Annotated in this window: 16 protein-coding genes; 8 read left to right on the top strand and 8 right to left on the bottom strand. The window is 55.5% G+C overall.

The genetic code is table 11. The features are described 5' to 3' along the window. Positions 1-39 precede the first annotated feature (39 nt). Both DK872_RS21235 and DK872_RS21230 read left to right on the top strand, forming a co-directional pair. Positions 40-1,194, top strand: a complete 1,155-nt coding sequence (locus tag DK872_RS21235; protein ID WP_161518797.1) for an efflux RND transporter periplasmic adaptor subunit — start codon at positions 40-42, stop codon at positions 1,192-1,194. After that, a complete protein-coding gene (locus tag DK872_RS21230) occupies positions 1,191-4,262 on the top strand; it encodes an efflux RND transporter permease subunit (RefSeq protein ID WP_161518796.1) in 3,072 nt (1,023 codons plus the stop codon). Before DK872_RS21235 ends, DK872_RS21230 begins: the two co-directional genes overlap by 4 nt. A gap of 136 nt (positions 4,263-4,398) precedes the next feature. On the opposite strand, the gene DK872_RS21225 is transcribed toward DK872_RS21230, so the two are convergent. Continuing rightward, complete coding sequence (locus DK872_RS21225) at positions 4,399-5,310, bottom strand: LysR family transcriptional regulator (RefSeq protein ID WP_161518795.1); 912 nt, start codon at positions 5,308-5,310, stop codon at positions 4,399-4,401. 104 nt (positions 5,311-5,414) lie between these two features. Between DK872_RS21225 and DK872_RS21220 the strand changes: the two genes are divergently transcribed. Continuing rightward, complete coding sequence (locus DK872_RS21220) at positions 5,415-6,446, top strand: NAD(P)-dependent alcohol dehydrogenase (RefSeq protein WP_202626123.1); 1,032 nt, start codon at positions 5,415-5,417, stop codon at positions 6,444-6,446. A gap of 86 nt (positions 6,447-6,532) precedes the next feature. On the opposite strand, the gene DK872_RS21215 is transcribed toward DK872_RS21220, so the two are convergent. After that, positions 6,533-7,480, bottom strand: a complete 948-nt coding sequence (locus DK872_RS21215; protein ID WP_007371616.1) for a VirK/YbjX family protein — start codon at positions 7,478-7,480, stop codon at positions 6,533-6,535. Positions 7,481-7,653: 173 nt separating this feature from the next. On the opposite strand from DK872_RS21215, the gene pphA reads away from it, so the two are divergent. Beyond that, the gene (gene pphA, locus DK872_RS21210; RefSeq protein ID WP_007371617.1) at positions 7,654-8,298 is read left to right on the top strand and encodes a protein-serine/threonine phosphatase; all 645 of its coding nucleotides are present in this window, start codon (positions 7,654-7,656) and stop codon (positions 8,296-8,298) included. On the opposite strand, the gene DK872_RS21205 is transcribed toward pphA, so the two are convergent. The 5 genes from DK872_RS21205 to yebS all read right to left on the bottom strand — a co-directional run bounded on the left by DK872_RS21205 (position 8,299) and on the right by yebS (position 14,354). Beyond that, positions 8,299-8,490, bottom strand: a complete 192-nt coding sequence (locus DK872_RS21205) for a YebW family protein (protein ID WP_007371618.1) — start codon at positions 8,488-8,490, stop codon at positions 8,299-8,301. It lies immediately after the preceding gene. A 106-nt stretch (positions 8,491-8,596) separates the two neighbouring features. Then, positions 8,597-8,836, bottom strand: a complete 240-nt coding sequence (locus tag DK872_RS21200) for a YebV family protein (protein WP_007371619.1) — start codon at positions 8,834-8,836, stop codon at positions 8,597-8,599. 114 nt (positions 8,837-8,950) lie between these two features. Beyond that, on the bottom strand, positions 8,951-10,432 hold the full coding sequence (gene rsmF, locus DK872_RS21195; protein ID WP_161518794.1) for a 16S rRNA (cytosine(1407)-C(5))-methyltransferase RsmF: 1,482 nt from the start codon (positions 10,430-10,432) through the stop codon (positions 8,951-8,953). A gap of 36 nt (positions 10,433-10,468) precedes the next feature. Continuing rightward, a complete protein-coding gene (locus DK872_RS21190) occupies positions 10,469-13,102 on the bottom strand; it encodes a PqiB family protein (protein WP_072440795.1) in 2,634 nt (877 codons plus the stop codon). Then, entirely contained in the window at positions 13,071-14,354 is a 1,284-nt protein-coding gene (gene yebS / locus DK872_RS21185) for a membrane integrity lipid transport subunit YebS (protein ID WP_007371622.1), read from the bottom strand. The genes DK872_RS21190 and yebS overlap by 32 nt, the downstream gene beginning before the upstream one ends. A 132-nt stretch (positions 14,355-14,486) precedes the next feature. Between yebS and DK872_RS21180 the strand changes: the two genes are divergently transcribed. From DK872_RS21180 to htpX, 4 genes are all read left to right on the top strand, one after another. Then, the gene (locus DK872_RS21180; RefSeq protein WP_007371623.1) at positions 14,487-14,984 is read left to right on the top strand and encodes a GAF domain-containing protein; all 498 of its coding nucleotides are present in this window, start codon (positions 14,487-14,489) and stop codon (positions 14,982-14,984) included. 96 nt (positions 14,985-15,080) lie between these two features. Next, positions 15,081-15,767, top strand: a complete 687-nt coding sequence (proQ, locus tag DK872_RS21175; protein WP_007371624.1) for an RNA chaperone ProQ — start codon at positions 15,081-15,083, stop codon at positions 15,765-15,767. 19 nt (positions 15,768-15,786) lie between these two features. Next, the gene (gene prc / locus DK872_RS21170) at positions 15,787-17,835 is read left to right on the top strand and encodes a carboxy terminal-processing peptidase (protein ID WP_007371625.1); all 2,049 of its coding nucleotides are present in this window, start codon (positions 15,787-15,789) and stop codon (positions 17,833-17,835) included. A gap of 193 nt (positions 17,836-18,028) precedes the next feature. Then, positions 18,029-18,910, top strand: coding sequence for a protease HtpX (gene htpX, locus DK872_RS21165; protein WP_007371626.1), 882 nt, complete (start codon positions 18,029-18,031; stop codon positions 18,908-18,910). A gap of 79 nt (positions 18,911-18,989) precedes the next feature. Here htpX and DK872_RS21160 read toward each other — a convergent pair whose 3' ends face one another. Further along, a complete protein-coding gene (locus DK872_RS21160) occupies positions 18,990-20,360 on the bottom strand; it encodes an MFS transporter (RefSeq protein WP_071920962.1) in 1,371 nt (456 codons plus the stop codon). Positions 20,361-20,469: the final 109 nt, after the last annotated feature.

Below are 20,469 nucleotides of genomic sequence, written 5' to 3'. Positions count from 1 at the left end.
CCGGATTTAATGGCGCCATTACCGATTCGGAGTGGCGTTATGTCAGAACAGTTTAGTGATTATCTGCGTCAGGGCCTGCATCATCTTTTTACTGTTGCACGCACGGTTTCCCTCTTTTCTCTGCTTCTGCTGCTGCTTCTCGCGGCGGTACTGCCATTGTTGACGGGGTGCGGAGATAAACCGACAGAAAAACCCGCACCGCCAAGACCCGTTCGTTATCAGGTTATCGGGGCGGCATCCGCGCATCCGGTGACAGTGCGCACCGGGGAGATCCGCGCCCATGATGAAACGGCGCTGGCTTTCCGCCTCGACGGGCGAATGGTTAGCCGCCTGGTCGATATTGGCGAACGGGTGCATGCCGGACAGGTACTTGCTGCAATTGAAAGTGAGACCGGGAAAAACCAACTGACCAGTGCCACCGCAGATGTGGAAAGCGCCCGCGCCGCCGAACGCGTTGCGGCACTTAACCTGAGCCGGATGCAGAAGCTCATGCCTTCCGGGGCCATCGCCCGCACTCAGCTCGATAGCGCTCGCGCCGACTGGCAGGCGGCCGCATCCCGCCTGCAAAGCAGTATCGCCGCATTGCATACTGCGCAGGAGAATCTGCGCTGGACCCAACTGACAGCGCCTGCCGATGGGATCATCACTCGCGTCAGCGCCTCGGCGGGGCAAGTGGTCAGCGCAGGGCAGACGATCTTCACGCTGGCGACCAGCGATGCGCGAGATGTAGTTTTTGATATCGCCGATCCACAGCTTTTGCCTGCATCATCGTCAAACACACTACGGTTTCCGGTGGCTTTGCTGGCAAACCCGGCTATCCGCGCCAGCGGAAAATTGCGCGACATCAGCCCGCAGGCCGATCCGCAGACCCGCACCTGGCAGGTCAGGGTGACTTTAGAGGCCCCGCCTTTGGCGATGGCGCTGGGAGCCAGCGCGACCGTTGAGATACCGTCAACAATGCCTGGCGGCTATACCGTACCGGCGTCAGCACTCAGCCGCATCGGCGATCAACCGGCGGTGTTTATTATCGACGGGCATGGACAAGCGCAATTACGCGCGGTCGCGCTTGCCGGTTACTCTGCAACATCCGCCGTAATTGCTTCAGGCGTGGGCGTCGGCGACAAAGTCATCACCGCAGGCGTAAGCAAACTGCGCGCCGGTGAACCGGTAATTGTCGGGGAGCCGCAGCCATGAAGCCTGTTGAACCACGCTTTAATCTTTCTGCCTGGGCGCTGGCACATCAGCAACTGGTAAGCTTTTTTATGCTGCTTATTATCGCGACCGGCGTGCTGTGCTACGAAAATCTGCCGCGTAATGAAGATCCAGCCTTCACCATCAAGACGGCGGTGGTCTCTGCCCAGTGGCCTGGCGCTACGGTTGCGGATACCACGCGGCTTGTTACCGATGTGCTGGAGAAGAAACTCCAGGAGATCCCGTGGCTGGATTATATCGAAAGCGAAACCCGGGCTGGCAGCGCCGTTATCTATGTCAATCTGCGCGACGATACGCCGCCGCGGCAGGTGCCGGACATCTGGTATCAGATCCGCAAAAAGATGCAGGACATTGCCCCTTCGCTGCCTCAGGGCGCGCAAGGCCCGGCGGTGAATGATGAGTTTGATGACACCTTTGGCACAATTTATGGCTTCACGACGGAGGGCTATAGCGCGCGTGAACTGCGCGATCGCGTAGAGGAGATCCGCCGTGGCCTGATGTCGCTGCCGGACATGGGCAAAATGACCCTGCTGGGTGAACAGCAGGAGCAGATAGTGATCGCCTTTTCGCCCCGACAACTGGCGGGGATGGGGCTGGATATCCAGCAGGTGAGCGATGCGTTGGCCGCGCAAAATGCCGTCGAACCAGCCGGGACACTTCGTACCGGCAAAGATAATGTCGCGCTGCGCGTCAGCGGCGCGCTGACCAGCGAGGAGAGCCTGCGGGCGGTCACCCTGCATATCAACGACCGCTATATTCCGCTGACCGATATTGCCACGGTAAGCCGCCAGATTGCCGAGCCGCCTGCGCCGGTATTTCGCGTCAACGGCCAGCCTGCGATCGGGTTAGCCATTTCGATGGCTGCCACCGGTAATATGCTGCGTTTCGGCCAGGCATTGAATGCAAGAATGGCTGAAGTTGCGGCGCAGTTGCCGCATGGTATTGAGATGGTTAAGGTGGCAGATCAGTCGGCGGTGGTGAGCGACGCGGTCAGCGGTTTTGTCCGGGTGCTGGTTGAGGCTGTGCTGATTGTGCTTGCCGTCTCTTTTGTTTCGCTGGGAATGCGGGCGGGGCTGGTGGTTGCCGCCGCGATACCGCTGGTACTGTCGATGACCTTTGCCGGGATGATGCTGGCTGGCATTGGGTTGCAGCGCATTTCTCTGGGCGCGCTGATCATTGCGCTGGGGCTGCTGGTGGATGACGCGATGATCACTGTCGAAACCATGGTAGCCCGGCTGGAAGCTGGCGAGTCACGCAAAAGTGCCGCCACCTATGCATTCAAAACCACGGCATTTCCTATGCTCACCGGAACGCTGGTGATGATCGCCGGTTTCATCCCCGTTGGCTTTGCTGCCAGCAGCGCCGGAGAATACTGCTTCTCGCTGTTTGCCGTGGTGTTGATGGCCTTACTCTGCTCGTGGGTGGTCGCCATACTCTTTTCTCCCCTGACGGGCGCATGGTTGCTGCCAGCCCACATCAACGGGCACCAACGCGGCGCAGGACGGCTGGCGCGTGCATATCGGGCTTTGCTGGCGTGCGTGCTGCGCCACCGTTTATCGACCCTGGCGATTGCCGTTACTGCACTGGCGCTGGCGGCGATCGGTACGCGCTGGATGCAGGGCGAGTTTTTCCCGGCCTCGGATCGCCCGGAGCTGCTGGTCAGCCTGGCTCTGCCAGCGAATGCCTCTCAGCCTGAAACAGAGCGGCAGGCGGAACGCCTGGAAAGGGCGCTCAAGGGGAATACGGATATCGATCACTACACCACGTATGTCGGTTCCGGCGCGGTCCGTTTTTATCTGCCGATGGATGTGTTGCTGGATAATGAAAACACTGCACAGCTGGTGGTGGTGGCGAAAAATCTGGCGGCGAGGGATCGCCTGCGCCAGCAACTGACGACGCTGCTGACCAGCCAGTTCGCCGATCTGACAACCCGTGTTTCGCCACTGGAGTTAGGGCCGCCCGTGGGCTGGCCGGTGAAATACCGGGTGAGCGGGCCGGATTATGCGCAGGTGCAACGGCTTGCGCATCGCCTGGCGGCAGAAATAGGCACGTCATCACTGACTCGCGAAGTGAACCTGACCGCTGGCGAGCCAGAGAGAACGATCTCGCTTCAGGTCAACCAGACGGCAGCGCGGGCGGCAGGGGTTTCATCAGAGAGCATCGCGCAAATGCTGAATACCGTCTGGTCCGGCAGCACGGTGACCACGGTACGGGATAACGATCGCCTGGTCGGGGTGGTGTTGCGCGGCAACGATCGCGAACGGCTGGATTTTGGCACGCTATCGACGTTGATGTTACCGACGGCAAAGGGCACAAAAATTCCGCTGAGCGAAGTCGCCACGCTGGCCTGGGGCGTGGACGATCCGGTTATCTGGCGTCGCCAGCGACTGCCCTTTATCACGGTTCAGACCGATCTGGCGCCCGGCGTGCGCGCTGAAAGCGTGTCGGCTGGCCTGCGTCCAGCAGTGGATAAACTGCGCGCGCAACTGCCTGCCGGATACCGAATCGAAGAAGGCGGGACGGCGGCTGAATCCGATAAAGGAAACCGCTCGGTGTACGCTGTGCTACCCGTGACGCTCATTGTCATGCTGACGTTGTTAATGCTTCAGTTGCAGCGTTTTTCCCGCATGCTGCTTGCGCTGCTGATGGCCCCTTTCGGTCTGCCGGGAATTGTCCTGGCAATGTTGCCGACGGGAACGCCGATGGGCTTTGTGGCATTGCTGGGGGTGATTGCGCTGGCGGGGATGATTATTCGCAACGCGGTCATTTTGATTAGCGAAGTGGACAACAATCTGGCGCAGGGGATGGCCGCAAACGAAGCCATTGTGGCGGCGACGGAGCACCGGGCGCGGCCCATTATGTTGACTGCCTGTGCCGCGATCCTCGGGATGATCCCTATCTCGCATCAGGTATTCTGGGGGCCGATGGCCTACGCGATTATTGGCGGGTTGATTGTGGCCACGCTGGTCACGCTGACCGTGTTACCCGCTGCCTTCAGCCTGCTGCTGAGTTGGCATAAAACCGCGGGCGGGACGGAAAACCGCCATTAGCCCATTCAGGCTATCAGGGAACATCTGGCCGCTAGCTGAAAACCGGCATATGCCGGAAGCGGAGTGGGCCGGGTGAAAACAGAGAATTGCTCTCTTTATTTTACCCGCAGGCTGGCGGGGGCTTTGCCGCCCCCGTTCAGCCGCGCGGCCGTGAGCCTGACTGCAGGCGAAAAAAATCGATCAGTAAGCGCATTGCTGGCGCCATAAAAGCGTTGCGCGGATAGTAAAGAAAGAATCCCTCTTCATGTCTATGCCACTGCGGCAGGACGTGAATCAGCGTTCCCGCTTCGATGGCGGCGTGGACTTGCTGTTTTTCCAATAACGCCAGCCCGACGCCCGATTCAGCGGCAGCCAGTTGCACATTGATATCATTGACGGTTAATGCCGCATCGACGGCAACCTCGACTTTTTCATTACCGCGTTGCAGTTTCCAGCGATACTGCGCGCCATTCTCGCTCCAGCGATAATTAATCAAGCGATACTGGATGAGGGCTTCAGGCCGCGTGGGCAGAGGCTGCTCGCGGAAACAGGAGGGCGCTGCGACAATCACCATTTGCAGATCGTCTGTCATGCGCGCTGCAATCATGTCTTTTGGCACGCGGTCTCCGGTGCGGATCCCGGCATCAAACCCGGCGGCCACCACATCTTCAAGATGATCATCAATGACCAAATCAAGCTGGATGCCGGGATAAAGCGACATGAAGCGTTGCAGCTTCGGCAGAATGGCGCGCTGTGCGGCCAGACGTGACAGGTTGATGCGCAGCTTGCCCCGCAGCGCCGGACCCATTTCGCTGACGGACTCAACGGCGCTCTCCAGCGCCTGCATCGGCGCAGAGAGTCGGGCAATAAAATCCAGCCCGGCTTGCGTCGGTGAAACGCTGCGCGTGGTGCGATTGAACAGGCGAACCTGCAATCGGGTTTCAAGCGTGCGAATGGTATGACTCACCGCTGACGGGGATAACCCCAGTCTCCCCGCGGCGCGGCGGAAGTTTTTCTCCTCGGCGACCGCCAGAAAAGCGACCAGTTCCGTGTATTCGGTTCCTTTCACATTGTTGCCCCTCATTCACCAGTTCATGCGGATTATAAGGTATTAATTCGCAATCCCGGCGCTGTCAGAATGCAAAACAGATCAATAACCGAGGAAAAGAAGCGATGCAGACCATGAAACGCTGGGAAATGAACCAGACAGGGCGTGACGCGTTAGCGCTGAATCATGTTGCCCGGCCACAGCCCGCAGCGGATGAAGTGCTGGTAAAAGTGATGGCAGTTGCCCTCAATCATCGGGACCTGATGGTCATCGAAAATGGGCGCGGTTTACCCCTGCGTTTTCCTTTTACACCTGGCTCCGATCTTTCAGGTTGTGTGGTGGCTACCGGCGCGAATGTGACCCGCTTTGTGCCAGGCGATAAGGTGATTTCTGTCTTTACGCCGGAGTGGCAGGACGGGCCACGGCCGGGTAATGCGCGTGAAATGTCTTACCGGACGCTGGGCGGATTCTATCCGGGCGTGCTGGCGGAGTATGTCGTAATGAAAGAGAACTGGCTGGTACGCAAACCGGTTTCTCTGGATCATGTGCAAGCCAGCACTTTACCTTGCGCTACGCTCACGGCCTGGTTCGCACTGGTCGAACGCGGCAATATCCAGCCCGGAGAAACGGTGCTGATAGAAGGAACTGGCGGCGTGGCGCTCGCCGCACTGCAGCTTGCCCGCATGAAAGGGTCGCGCACCTTGCTGGTGACCCGAAGCAGCAAATGTGAACAGGCGAAACAGTGGGGCGCGGATGAGGTGATCGATCGCCAGCAGGATGTTGTGGCGACGGTTCTGGCATTAACCGCCGATCGTGGGGTGGATCACGTGCTGGAGCTTGTCGGTGGCAGCCATCTGGGTCAGTCCGCCGCAATGGCGGCGGTGGGTGGAAAAATTTATCTGATTGGCGCGTTGGCGGGTTTCGAGGTTTCTTCGCCGCTGGAACCGTTGCTGTTTAAAGATCTGCATATTTATGGCATTGGCACCGGACACCGACGGGCGCTTGAAGATCTCTGCGTTGCCGTCGACCAACAGGGATTCGCTCCGGTGATAGACCAGCTTTATCCGCTGGAAGCGCTGCCAGCGGCGCTGGCACATCTGGAGCGTGGGCCGTCAGGCAAGATAATTATCACCATGGAAAATAAGACAATCAGGTGATCGCGTCTTGCGGAATTATTATTCGGCAATGATGTTTTTGTTGTAAAAAATATAAACGGGCAGGGTAAATCACCGCCCGTTTATATTTATTTCAGCACCAACGCATGCATTTTTTCTGCAACATCATCCAGTAACTGAAAACGACGGCGATATTCTGCGCGTTTTTTACTGGCGATACTTTCCAGCGACTTACGTGAAAAAATTAGCGGCAAACGCCAGCGCCAGGTATTATCTTTTACCCCTTCAATCGACGCCCAAAATTCATCATAGCTGGCATGGAAATGTCGTCCTTTGCTCAGGCGATAACGCAACGCACGGAACACATGCCCGTTATCACTTACGCCATAGATTGCCGAAATACCGGTCAGTGTGGCGAGCTGGCTCAGTACTTCAAGGGCGATTTTTTTCGGGAAAATGCCGTGGCAGGCGCGGGTCGCCAGTTTAATGACCTCATGGCTGACCTCTTTGCGCGGGCCTTGCAGACCACCAATGACCAGAATTTGCTGCCCCTTTTCGCTGATCACGCTGAACGTTGCGCTGGCCAGTAACGTATTGTCGCCATCGCACAACCAGAGTGTGCTTTCCCCTTCGCGTTCCGCTTTGCTGGCGTTAGAAGCATACACCGTGAAATGCGTATCATCTTTCCCCATAAAATCAATAATCTGTGTGGGTTCTGTCGCGCTGAGGGCCGCGGCCAGTCGCGGTGATACGTTGTTATCAAGCCAGTGGTAGTGGTTGATAATGGCATCGGCACGCTGTGAGGCATGTAAACCGCGCGTCAGATACTGACGGTGCGATTTACTCGGCAGTGTGATTTGGGTCGCCAGCAGCCGGTCGAAATCCGGGCGGCGGGAAAGGGCATTAAGCATGCGGTTGGTGGCAGACCAGAACAGCAGCGAACGCAGCAGAAACTTAAGGCGATACTCGCGCTTTTTCCAGATGGGGCCAGGCACGAGGCGACCACTCACCAGATCACCAATAATGTGTGAATTATTATTTTGTTTAAGTTCTGTTGATTGACTAATATTCGACACGGTGAATGGCCTCTAATTAATATATTGATATTTTAGAGGTCTGGAAAATACAAATTAATAGGCGCCTTTGTTTTATTTCGCTTTCATTTAACCTTTATTTAATTAACAGGCTGAGCGCAATTATTACTCCATCTGTCAAGGATTTTCCTATACTCAAAAAAGGGAGGGAAATTATGTATCAACGTCTTGATGGAGAGCGCTGGCGGCATATCTGGCTGGTTGGCGATCTGCACGGTTGCCACCAGCGTTTAATGCAGGCGCTACGCGCACGCCAGTTTGATCCGTACCAGGATCTGCTGGTGTGCGTGGGGGATTTAATCGATCGCGGGCCGGATAGCCTGCGCTGCCTGGCGCTGCTCAAAAAACGCTGGTTTAAGACCGTGCGCGGTAATCATGAGCAGATGGCGATTGACGCCCTGCGTTTTGGCGATATGGCGATGTGGCAACTCAATGGTGGTAGCTGGTTTAGTGCCCTCAGCGAGGCGGAACAGCAAGAGGCGTTGGCCGCGCTGCGCACCTGCGCTGAATTGCCTTATATTCTGGAGATACGCTGCGGCGGCGCGGTGAACGTCATCGCGCATGCGGATTACCCGGCTGAAGAGTACCAGTGGGAACAAGCCGTGGACGGTGAATCGGTGCTGTGGCGCCGCGACAGGCTCAACCAGTGGCTGGCAGGAAAAGGGCAGCGTATTGCGGGCGCCGATCATTTCTGGTTTGGTCATACGCCGCTGAAAGCGCGCATTGACAGACAAAACCAGCACTATATCGACACCGGAGCTGTCTTCGGCGGTGAATTAACGCTGGTGCAGTTACAGTAACTAAAAATCGCTGAATTCATTGGCCGGGTGCCAGAAACCATCAATAAACTCTTCGACGGGAAAACAGCCGCCATAGCGTATGCGTTGATTGTCCATGGCAACAAGGCACTGCTGCTCCGTATTAAACACATCGACTACGATGTCGTCACATCCACCATCCAGGTAGCAAACGAATAAGACCAGCGCGAACATTCCATCCCTCAGTTCCGTACAACGTAACGATAAGTGTAGGGGATGAATTCAGGCAGGGGAAATCAGGCGGGTAAATAACCCGTCTTACGGACGGGTTTCCATTGGATCAGGCAAGGCGCATAACCCAGGTATCAGATTGTTGATCGTAATGCTCGCGATAAAGGACCGAATGTTCGCCGTTAAGGAGCGCGGGAATGCTGGTGTCCGCGTCCCAGGCATCAAGTTGCATGCATAAATCTGGATCGGAACTACAGGGGATATGTAACGTTCGCTCCCCCTGGTTCTCTCCCTGCAACTCGGCATCATCGATTTCGAATGCGCCAATGCGCACGCTGGTTTTCGTCATAATGCTCTCCGTTGAACGTTGAAATGTGGTACGACCAGTGTAGCCGTCCAAATTTCAGCCTGGTACAACATGGAGAAAGATGCCAGTCAGAATGTGCGCTTTTTTTGTGCGGCATCACGCATTACTGGCAAACAATCGGCCATCACGCACCAGTTCACGCGGATAACTGTTCTTCAGCCGCGATCCCACTTTTTTCGCCAGACCCAGCGGTTGCCCCTGGAAAGTGACAATCACATCGTCACGCGCGGGCAGTGTTTGCGGGTAAATATCGCGTCCGCGATACCACTCTTCCGCCTCGGCGAGCGTCAGGGAAAACGCCAGCGGGTTATCCTGTCCCGCCAGCGCAATCACCGCTTCGTGCTGCCAGCGATACCCTTTGTTGTGCGTTTCCGCCAGACGCAGGCCAATGCGCGAGAAACGGACTTTGCCGATTAACGGCTCGATTTCGGTCGGAAACAGCCACAGCTCTTTATCGCGCTGCCACAGGTGCAGGCTGTCGTCCCAGCGTAAGCCGACGGCAGCAGCGGCCGTTGCGACCTGGGACGCCTCTTTTGCTTTGAGCCGCGTGAAGGGGAAATTGCCCACTTTGTACGTCGGTGCAGGCAAAGGCTCGACCGCCGCCGTTTTACGCAGACGGGCGACAAAAAAACCTTCGCAGTCGTAAATTTGCGGGAATACGTGCAGGAAACCTTCCGCTGTTATAGCGCGAGCGGCATCGGCAAACAGCCCATCCAGCGGCAGAAATTCGACGGCATCCGGGTACTGTTCCCGCAACCAGTGGCAGATGGCTTCATTTTCGTCGCGGTTGAGCGTGCAGGTGGAATAGACCAGCGTGCCACCGGGACGCAGCGCGTGAAAAGCGCTATCAATCAGTTCACGCTGCGTGGCCGCAATTTCCAGATTGCTGGCGACGGACCAGTTTTTCAGCGCATCCGCATCTTTACGCACCACACCTTCGCCGGAGCAGGGCGCATCAAGCAGAATAGCGTCGAACATCTCGGGCAGCGCAGGGCCGAATACGCGGCCATCAAAATGTGTCAGGGCTACATTGCGGATGCCATTGCGGCTGATATTCGCGTGCAACACTTTGACGCGGCTGGCGGAAAATTCGTTGGCAAGAATGGTGCCGGAATTATTCATCCGCGCGGCGATCTGCGTGGTTTTGGAGCCCGGTGCGGCGGCTACGTCCATCACGCGCTGCGGCATTTCGCCATCGGCAAACAACGCGGCAACCGGCAGCATTGAACTCGCTTCCTGAATATAAAACATCCCGCTCAGGTGCTCAGCAGTACTGCCCAGCGGCAGCGCTTCTTCATCATCGCGCTCGATCCAGAACCCTTCCTCGCACCACGGTACCGGCGTCAGTTGCCAGCCATAAGGGGCGACAAGGGTGAGAAAATCGGCGACAGAGATTTTCAGCGTGTTAACGCGAATACTGCGGCGCAGCGGGCGCTGGCAGGCAGCGATAAACTCATCGAAAGAGAGATGTTCCGGCATTGCCAGGCGCATTTGCGCGAGGAATTCCTCAGGGAGGTAGACAGCGTTTTGAGCCACGGGGCGCACCACAAGGAGAAAAACAGGCGCGCAGTGTAGCATAAAGGCTCCGGCGCAAACACGCCGGAGCAGGCAGGGTTAGCGGGGAAGGGCAGTGCCCCATTCGCGCCACTCTTTTGGCTCGCTTTCCAGCAGCAGGAAGTGTTTACCCGGCTGCGCTTTCGGTGCCAGCGGCGTTTCCGGCGGCGTGGCGAAAGCAATACCACCGCGAATGAACTGATTGAATGTGCCGGTTTTGACGACGCCGCCGACCAGACCGAAATCCAGCGTATAACCGGAAGCCAGCCAGAATACCGTGTTGTTACGCACCAGATGCTGATAGTTTTTGCTGATGCGCATGGCCACCATAACGCGATCCGACAAGGTGCCCAGCGTCATTCCGGTCACTGTACCTACCTCGATTCCGCGGAACAGCACCGGCGTGCCGATATTCATTGAGCCCACTTCCGGCGCTTCAACGATAATGTTCAGCCCATCGAGATAGCGGGAGTCGGTGATCGTCGCTTCTGAAATTTCAAAGTCGCGGCGCATATCGCCCCGGCCCGGTTCGACGTTGATATAAGGCTGCAACAACGTATCCAGATGCTCGACGCCCGCCGCCGATATTTGTGGAGTGATCACCGAGAAACGCGAACCGTTGCGCGCAAAGTTGCGTACATATTCCGGATAGAGTACCGCGCTGGCCTGCACTTCATTTTTATCGGTGATCAGGCGCAGATCCTGGACCTGGCCGATATCGATGCCCAGATAACGGATCGGCATGCCCGCCGCGAGTTTCCCGGCATCATATGCATGCAGCGTGATTTGCCCGCCGACAGCGCGAGCCGCGGTTTCTGAGGCATAAAGCTGACGCTTCTCGCCCTTTTTCAGTTCCCGGTTCGCGCCGCTCAGGTTGTCAAAGCTGATGGCACCTTTGATGGCTCGGGAAAGGGGAGAAGCCTGAACCGTCAGCCCGCTGCCATTAAGCTGCACTTTCGCACCGCCCTCTGCCCAGAAGACGCTGTTGCTGGTCAGCAAATCGCGATATTCCGGTTTGATATGCAGATCGATATCAAAGGCATTGGCGCGCGGGCGTACGGTAATCACTTCACCGACTTCAAACTTGCGATAGAGAACGACCGAACCGGCCTGTACGTCCGGCAGGGTGTCCGCTGTCAGTGTCAACGTCGTGGTGGGCAGATCGCTGAGGCTGTTTTCCAGCGCTTTATCGAGGTTAGCAAACAGCGGATAGCTCTTTTTCATTTCGCCTTTCACGCCGGGCAAAATGCGGATGCCTCCGTTTATCCATTCGTTGGCGCTGGCAGCGAGAAACTCAACGCCATCCAGCCCGACTTTGACATCGATGCGGCTGTTCACCACGAATTTACTGTCGCCATGGACCAGGTCGCCATATTGCGGATCGATAGCGATGGCAAAGGTTACGCCCTGATTCGTCAGTTTACGCTCCAGCACCTGGCCGATTTTGACACCATGCAGCACCAGCGGTTGCCCGGCATCGATGCCATAGCTTTCCGGCGCGGTAAGTGTCAGGGTAATCACCCCCGGCTCCTGCAACAGGTTTTTATCCGCTGGCAACACGACAAATTGATTGCGCGGCTGGCCTTCGCCTGGTATCAGCTCCAGCGTACTGCCGGTCAGCAGCGAGCTGAGATTGGTATCGCTGAGCGAAATTTTGGGGTTACGCATTTCGATACGGGTATTGTCGCGCAGCAAATTGACCACGCTCGGATCGACGGTCATTTCACCGCTGACCGTCCCTCCCGGATTGAGGTCGATTTTGGTCAACTGACCCACTTCCAGCCCCTGATACATCAGCGGTGTCGATCCGGCCTTCAGCCCCTGGCCGCCTGGCAGGTCGAGCTTCACCAGTACGCCGCGCTGGCTGTGCGCTAAATCTTCGTATAAGCCGTACTCATCATCCTGAACCGCTGGCTGTGATTCATCCGGAGAGTCAAAAGCGATCGCGCCGTTGACCAGCGCCGCCAGGCTTTCAAGCTGCACTTTCGCGCCGCTCAGGCTGACGTCGGCTTTCACGCCGGAGACATTCCAGAAGCGGCTGCCTTTTTTCACCAGATTGGTGAAGCGACGCTCGATCAGCACGTCGATGGTGACGCCCTGTTTATTGGTGTTGATCGAATAGTCGTAAACGCGGCCGACCGGGATTTTGCGGAAATAGACCAGCGAACCGCTGTTCAGCGCCCCGAGATCCGGCGCGTGCAGGTGGATCATCAACTCGCCATTGTTCAGCCGGTATTTCGGCTGCGTATCCAGCGCAGTGAAGTGATCCTGCGGATCGCCCTTGCCTGGCATCATGCCGATATAGTTGCCCCCGACCAGCGCATCAAGGCCGGAAATTCCCGCCAGCGAGGCTTTGGGCGTGACCAGCCAGAACTGCGTTTCGTTGCGCAGCGCATCCTTCATATTCGATTTGATACTGGCGCGCACTTCGATTTTTTTCAGATCGTCGCTGAGACGAATGTCCTGGACAGTCCCGACCTCGACGCCCTGATAGCGCACCGGCGTGCGCCCGGCGACAATGCCGTCAGCCGACATAAAATCGATGGTAATGGTATTGCCGCGATCTTCGTAGCTGCTCCAGATAAGCCAGCCTGCAATCAACAGGGCGATAACCGGTAACAGCCAGAACGGCGAAACACGCCGTTTCGTTTTAATTCGCGCTTCAGTCGGCGAAGCGGGGGTTTCCTGACTCATGTGCATCCCAAAGTAAGCGGCTGTCCAGCCATTCCACAGCAAGAATAGTCAAAATTACCGCCGCGCCGAAATAAAACGCGGCTGGTCCCATGGTAAAAGCGAGTAGCTGGTCGCGATTAATCAGTGACATCATCAGTGAAATGACAAACAGATCGAGCATCGACCAGCGCCCAATCCACGTCACGAAACGCAGTAACAGAATGCGAGTGCGTAACCCCTGTTCAAATTTAAAATGGATGCTGACAAGCAGTGTAAACAGCACAATCACCTTGGTAAACGGCACCAGAATACTGGCGATAAATACCACGCCAGCCACCGCGACATTGCTGTGTGCGAGCGAAATAATGCCGGAGAGAATGGTATCCTCCTGACGAGAACCATTCACGTAAATTATTGAAATCGGCAGCAGGTTCGCCGGGAACAGCAAAATAAGAGAGGCAATCAGCGACGCCCAGCATTTTTGCAGGCTCTGCTTGCGTCGATGGGTAAGCGGAATGTGGCAACGTGGGCAGCGCCCCCGAATATCAGGGAAACCGGTGAAATGGCAGCCCAGACACACTTCCAGCTTCGGATCCGGCCGTTTTGCGGGCCGTTGAGGATAGAACCGCTCCCAGAGTTGCTCCACATTGAGATGGATTAACGTCATGATGCTGAGAACGACCAGAGAGCCAAAAGCAAACAGCCCAATCCCTGGCTGCAGGAAGGCGTAATCCTGCACTTTGATGGAGGCGACACCGACGCCGACCAGATAGATATCCAGCATGACCCACTCTTTGAGCTTCTCCAGCATTAATAGCACCGGGCGCAGGTTCATTCCCAGAATGTTGCCAAGCCATAAATAGGCGATAGCTGTCACCAGTACCAGCGGCGCGCCAACGCTGCAAAAAAGCACCATGGCAGCGGTGAGCGGCGAGCCCTGCATAGTCATTTGCCAGATCCCCTGCAGCAGGTTGGCATCGATACGCACACCGAGTAAGTAGAGATGCAGTAGCGGTTCGCCCCAGGCGAAGGGCATCAGTAAAATCATCGTGATGGCCATGGCGCCGAGGCGGGTTAATGACCAGTCGCGACCGTCGCGGACTTTCGCATCACAGCAGGGGCAAAATGCACTTTGGTGCGATTTCATAACCGGTAACGCAAAAAGCGTATCGCATTGCGGGCAGCGCTGATAATGTGCGCGGGGCAGAGCTTCACCGACCTGATGAACGGCAATTTTTTTGGCAGGTGTGATGCGTTGTATCTTGAGAGCCATTGCATGCTTCAGAAAAGGTTTGAATAAAACTATCTTAACTCATGAATGGAACATCTTGAGCATCAACGCATTTAATGCTTATTTTAATAGGCTAAGCAGTTTCTCAAAGTTAGACAGCAAAATGGTCAGGTAATGAACAAAACAGAATTTTACGCGGATCTTAATCGCGATTTTCAGGCGTTAATGGCAGGTGAAACCAGTTTTTTAGCTACGCTGGCGAATACCAGTGCGCTGTTGTTTGAACGTCTTGAAGGCGTGAACTGGGCCGGTTTTTACCTGCTGGAAGGCGACACGCTGGTGTTAGGGCCGTTCCAGGGCAAAATCGCCTGCGTTCGTATCCCGGTCGGTCGGGGTGTTTGCGGAACGGCTGTGGCGCAAGCGCGTGTGCAGCGCGTGGAAGATGTTCATCAATTTGACGGACACATTGCTTGTGATGCCGCCAGCAACGCCGAAATCGTACTGCCTGTCACGGTGAATAATCAGATTATTGGCGTACTGGATATCGATAGCGTCGTCTTCTCTCGCTTCACGGCTGAGGATGAACAAGGGCTGAGCGAGCTGGTTTCACATCTGGAAAATGTCCTCGCGGCGACCGATTATCAAAAAATCTTTGCCACCGTCGCAGGATAATCAGCGGATAACGTAGCATTTACTGAATGCGTCATTATAATGACGCCTGTTCATGCCTGCGCTTGTTGGCAACGTCCGTTGTAATCAGGAAATTTCATGGAAAATCAACCTAAGTTGAATAGCAGTAAAGAAGTTATCGCTTTTTTGGCCGAACGCTTTCCTCACTGTTTCAGTGCTGAAGGTGAAGCACGTCCCCTGAAAATTGGTATTTTTCAGGATCTGGTTGAGCGCGTTGAGGGTGAGATGAATCTCAGCAAAACCCAACTTCGTTCTGCTTTACGTCTTTATACTTCAAGCTGGCGTTACCTGTACGGTATCAAAGCCGGCGCGGCTCGCGTCGATCTCGACGGCAACGCCTGCGGCGTGCTGGATGAGCAACACGTAGAGCACGCTCGCAAGCAGCTTGAAGAAGCCAAAGCGCGTGTTCAGGCGCAACGCGCTGAACAGCAAGCTAAAAAACGAGAAGCTGCCGCTGCTGCGGGTCAGGAAGACGCACCGCGTCGCGAACGCAAAGCCCGTCCGGCTCCGCGTCGTAAAGAGGGTGCCGAGCGCAAACCTCGCGCTGATAAACCTGTCGCGAAAACGCCGCGGGTGCAGCAGCAGGAAGAGCGCCATACTCCTGTTTCGGATTTATCTGTACTGAGCGTGGGCCAGAACCTGAAGGTGAAAGCGGGGAACAATGCGATGGATGCTACGGTGCTGGAAATCACCAAAGATGGCGTTCGCGTACAGCTTAGCTCGGGTATGTCGATGATCGTACGCGCAGAACATTTATTGTTCTGAAACGGAGGCCTGGCCTGGCATGAACACTTTGTTTAAGCGCACAGCGTTAGCGGGTCTGTTATTCGTAACAGGCCATGCACTGGCTGTGGAAGATATCACCCGTGCCGATCAAATTCCGATTTTGAAGGAAGAGACTCAGCACGCGACGGTGAGTGAACGGGTTACCTCACGTTTTACCCGTTCCCACTACCGCCAGTTCGATTTGGATCAAGCTTTCTCCGCGAAGATCTTTACCCGTTACCTCAACCTGCTCGACTACAGCCACAATGTGCTGCTGGCCAGCGATGTTGAGCAGTTTTCGCAAAAGAAAGGCGTGCTCGGCGATGAGCTGCGCAGCGGAAAACTGGACGTCTTCTACGACCTGTACAATCTGGCGCAAAAGCGTCGATTTGAACGTTATCAGTACGCGTTGAAAGTACTGGAACGTCCGATGGATTTCAGCGGCAACGACACCTTCAACTTAGATCGCAGCAAAGCGCCGTGGCCGAAAGATGAGGCGGAGCTGAACGCGCTGTGGGACAGCAAAGTTAAGTATGATGAGCTGAGCCTGAAACTCACCGGGAAAGATGATAAAGAGATCCGTGAGACGCTGACTCGTCGCTATAAATTTGCGATTCGACGTCTGGCGCAGACCAATAGCGAAGATGTGTTCTCGCTGGCAATGACCTCATTCGCCCGTGAGATCGATCCGCATACCAATTACCTCTCACCGCGTAATACTGAGCAATTCAATACTGAAATGAGCCTCTCGCTTGAAGGTATTGGCGCAGTGTTGCAGGGCGACGATGATTACACCGTCATCAACTCGATGGTGGCGGGTGGTCCGGCGGCGAAAAGCAAAGCGATTACCGTTGGCGATCGCATTGTTGGTGTCGGCCAGACCGGGCAGAACATGGTCGATGTCATTGGCTGGCGTCTTGACGATGTGGTGGCGCTGATTAAAGGGCCAAAAGGCAGCAAAGTGCGCCTCGAAATCTTGCCAGCAGGTAAGGGGACGAAGACGCGCATTGTGACGTTGACGCGCGAACGCATTCGTCTGGAAGACCGGGCGGTGAAAATGTCCGTGAAGACGGTCGGCAAAGAGAAAGTGGGCGTACTGGATATTCCGGGCTTCTATGTTGGGCTAACTGATGATGTTAAAGCGCAACTGCAAAAACTGGAAAAACAGAACGTCAGCAGCGTGGTTATTGATTTGCGCAGTAATGGCGGCGGTGCGCTGACGGAAGCGGTGTCGCTTTCCGGCCTGTTTATTCCGTCCGGCCCGATTGTGCAGGTGCGTGATAATAACGGCAAAGTGCGCGAAGACAGCGATACGGACGGCGTGGTCTATTATAAAGGCCCGCTGGTGGTGCTGGTTGACCGCTTTAGCGCCTCGGCATCGGAAATCTTTGCGGCGGCGATGCAGGATTATGGTCGCGCGTTGATTGTTGGCGAACCGACTTTCGGTAAAGGCACCGTTCAGCAGTACCGCTCGCTTAACCGTATTTACGATCAGATGCTGCGTCCTGAGTGGCCGGCGCTGGGTTCGGTGCAATATACCATCCAGAAATTCTATCGCGTTAACGGTGGCAGTACACAGCGCAAAGGCGTGACGCCGGATATTATTATGCCGACCGGCACGCAGGTGACGGAGACCGGGGAAAAATTCGAAGACAATGCACTGCCGTGGGACAGCATCAATGCTGCCACCTTTGTGAAGTCCGGTGATTTGAAACCGTTCGGACCGACGTTGCTGAAGGAACATGAAGAGCGTATTGCGAAAGATCCTGAGTTCCAGTACATCATGAAGGACATTGCGCGTTTCAATGCCCTGAAAGATAAACGTAATATCGTATCGCTCAATCTGGCGCAGCGTGAGAAAGAGAACGCCGAAGATGATGCAATTCGTCTTTCGCGCCTCAATGACCGCTTCAAGCGAGAAGGTAAGCCGTTGCTGAAAAAACTGGATGATCTGCCGAAGGATTACCAGGAGCCGGATCCGTACCTCGACGAGACGGTACATATTGCTCTTGACCTGGCTCATGAGGAAAAAGATCGGCCAGCGGAAGACCCAGCCCCCGCGAAGTAATCTCCATACAGGCACAAGAAATTGTGCCTGTTTTTTTAACACATCCTTACTGGCGTAAGCATTATGCTACAAAATGTAAAGTTGTGTCTTTCTGGTGACTTACAACACCCTGATGCTTGAAAATGGCGCGTGTACCCATACGATGTGGGTAACCGCATTGTGCGTTTTGTTAAGTTGAGGTTAAAAGAAAATTATGATGCGAATCGCGCTCTTCCTGTTGACTAACCTGGCCGTGATGTTGGTGTTCGGCCTGGTGCTTAGCCTGACGGGCATTCAGTCGAGCAGCGTTCAGGGCTTGATGATTATGGCGCTGCTGTTTGGTTTTGGTGGCTCGTTCATTTCTCTGTTGATGTCGAAATGGATGGCGCTGAAATCTGTAGGTGGTGAAGTGATCGAACAGCCGCGTAACGACATGGAACGCTGGTTGATGGATACCGTGGCGCAACAGGCTCGCCAGGCGGGCATCGCCATGCCTCAGGTCGCCATTTATCACGCACCGGATATTAACGCCTTTGCGACCGGCGCGCGCCGTGATGCTTCACTGGTGGCAGTCAGCACCGGGTTGTTGCAGAACATGAGCCGCGACGAAGCTGAAGCGGTGATTGCCCACGAAATTAGCCATATTGCCAACGGTGATATGGTGACAATGACACTGATTCAGGGGATCGTGAACACCTTCGTGATCTTCATTTCGCGTATTATCGCCCAGGTCGCAGCCGGGTTTCTCAGCGGCAATCGTGATGATGGCGAAGAGAGCAACGGCAATCCGATGATCTACTTCGTGGTCGCAACCGTACTGGAGCTGGTGTTCGGTATTCTGGCCAGCATTATTACCATGTGGTTCTCTCGCTATCGCGAGTTCCATGCCGATGCCGGTTCTGCAAAACTGGTTGGCCGCGAGAAAATGATTGCTGCGTTGCAGCGTCTGAAAACCAGTTATGAGCCGCAGGAGGCGAGCAGCATGATGGCGTTTTGCATCAACGGTAAATCTAAATCGCTGAGCGAGCTGTTCATGACGCACCCACCGCTGGACAAACGTATTGAAGCGCTGCGTTCTGGTGAGTATCTGAAATAACGCAGCGGCAGGAACTACAAAGCGCGCCAACTGGCGCGCTTTTTTATCATCCCTAAACCCCTGGGGAGATGATGATTGATTACTCTGCTTTCGGCTGTGAGATCCGCAGTCCGCTGATGATGGCCGCTACGGTAGCCAGCGTCCCTGCCAGCAACAATGAAACATGCGTGCCGTGGGTGTTAAACATGTTGAACATTAATGCCACCAGCGCGGCACCGGAGCTTTGTCCCAGCAACCGTGCCGTACCGAGCATCCCACTAGCGCCACCGCTGCGCTGACGCGGCGCAGCGGTGATAATTGTGTGGTTGTTTGGCGACTGGAACAAACCAAAACCGGCACCACACAGCGCCATACGCCAGATGATATCGATATCTGCCGGTGATCCCGGGAGAAGCGCAAGTGCGAAAAGCCCGCATGCCATCATCACCAGCCCTAAAGCACCCAGTAACCCGGCATGCACGCGCTCAATCAGGTAACCGGCCAGCGGCGCCATAACCATCGTTGCCAGCGGCCATGGCGTCAGCAACAGGCCGGTTTCTACTTCACTACGCCCAAGTACGGTTTGCAAAAAGAAGGGCAAGGATACCAGCGCCAGCATCTGCGCACAGAACGAGCAGACTGATGTGCCGATAGAGAGCGAAAAAAGTGGAATGCGCAGTAAGTCGACTGGCAGAAGTGGCACTGGCAGCCGCAGTTGTCGGCGTACAAAGAACCCGCCGATGATCAGCAATGCTACAATCTCGGCCGCCACGAGTGTGATTGATTGCCCCTGAGCAAAACTGCTCAGCGCGGTAATCAATAAGCCAAATGTTAATGCATTCATTACAGCGCTTGGCAGATCGAATTTGGGCTTTGAAGTGCGAGCTGCATTCGGTGGTAAAAATTTAATTGCCAGCAGTAAAGCAATAATGCCGAGCGGTACGTTAATCAGGAATAACCACTGCCAGGAAGCCACGGAGAGAATGGCGGCGGCGATTGTCGGCCCCGCCGCCGATGAAACCGCCACCACAAAAGAGTTGATCCCCATACCGCGCCCGAGGCTACGGTGCGGGTAGATGAGACGAATGAGCGCAGTATTCACGCTCATCAGCGCCGCACCGCCAAACCCTTGCGCCACACGCGCCAGTGTTAATGTCAGTAATGAGTCAGAGAGTGCGCAGAGCAGGGAAGTGAGAGTGAACAGTACCAGGCCACACTGATAAACCCGACGGTAACCAAACATGTCGCCGAGAAAAGAGAGTGTGAGCAGGGAGACCACGATCGCAATCTGGTAAGCGTTAACAATCCAGATAGAACTTGCGGGTGAAGCGTTGAGATCGCGTGCAATGGTTGGCAACGCGACGTTAGCAATAGCCCCATCAAGCACTGCCATAGCAATACCAATAACAATGGTCAACACTGCGCCGTAGCGCAGTGGAACGGGGAGCCCGTCCAGAGGTAATTTATCCATAAAAATTTCAGGGTTAATGTCACACAGTTATTTGTATAATGATTCTATCATCTGCATTCCGGCTTTATGTCGCAGATTTGTAACGGGCTTTATGTCGCAGAATTGTAAC

Origin of the sequence: Kosakonia sp. MH5 (assembly GCF_009935945.1) — a bacterium.
GTDB classification, from domain to species: Bacteria; Pseudomonadota; Gammaproteobacteria; order Enterobacterales; family Enterobacteriaceae; genus Kosakonia; species Kosakonia radicincitans.
This window is presented reverse-complemented; position numbering and strand designations above follow the sequence as displayed.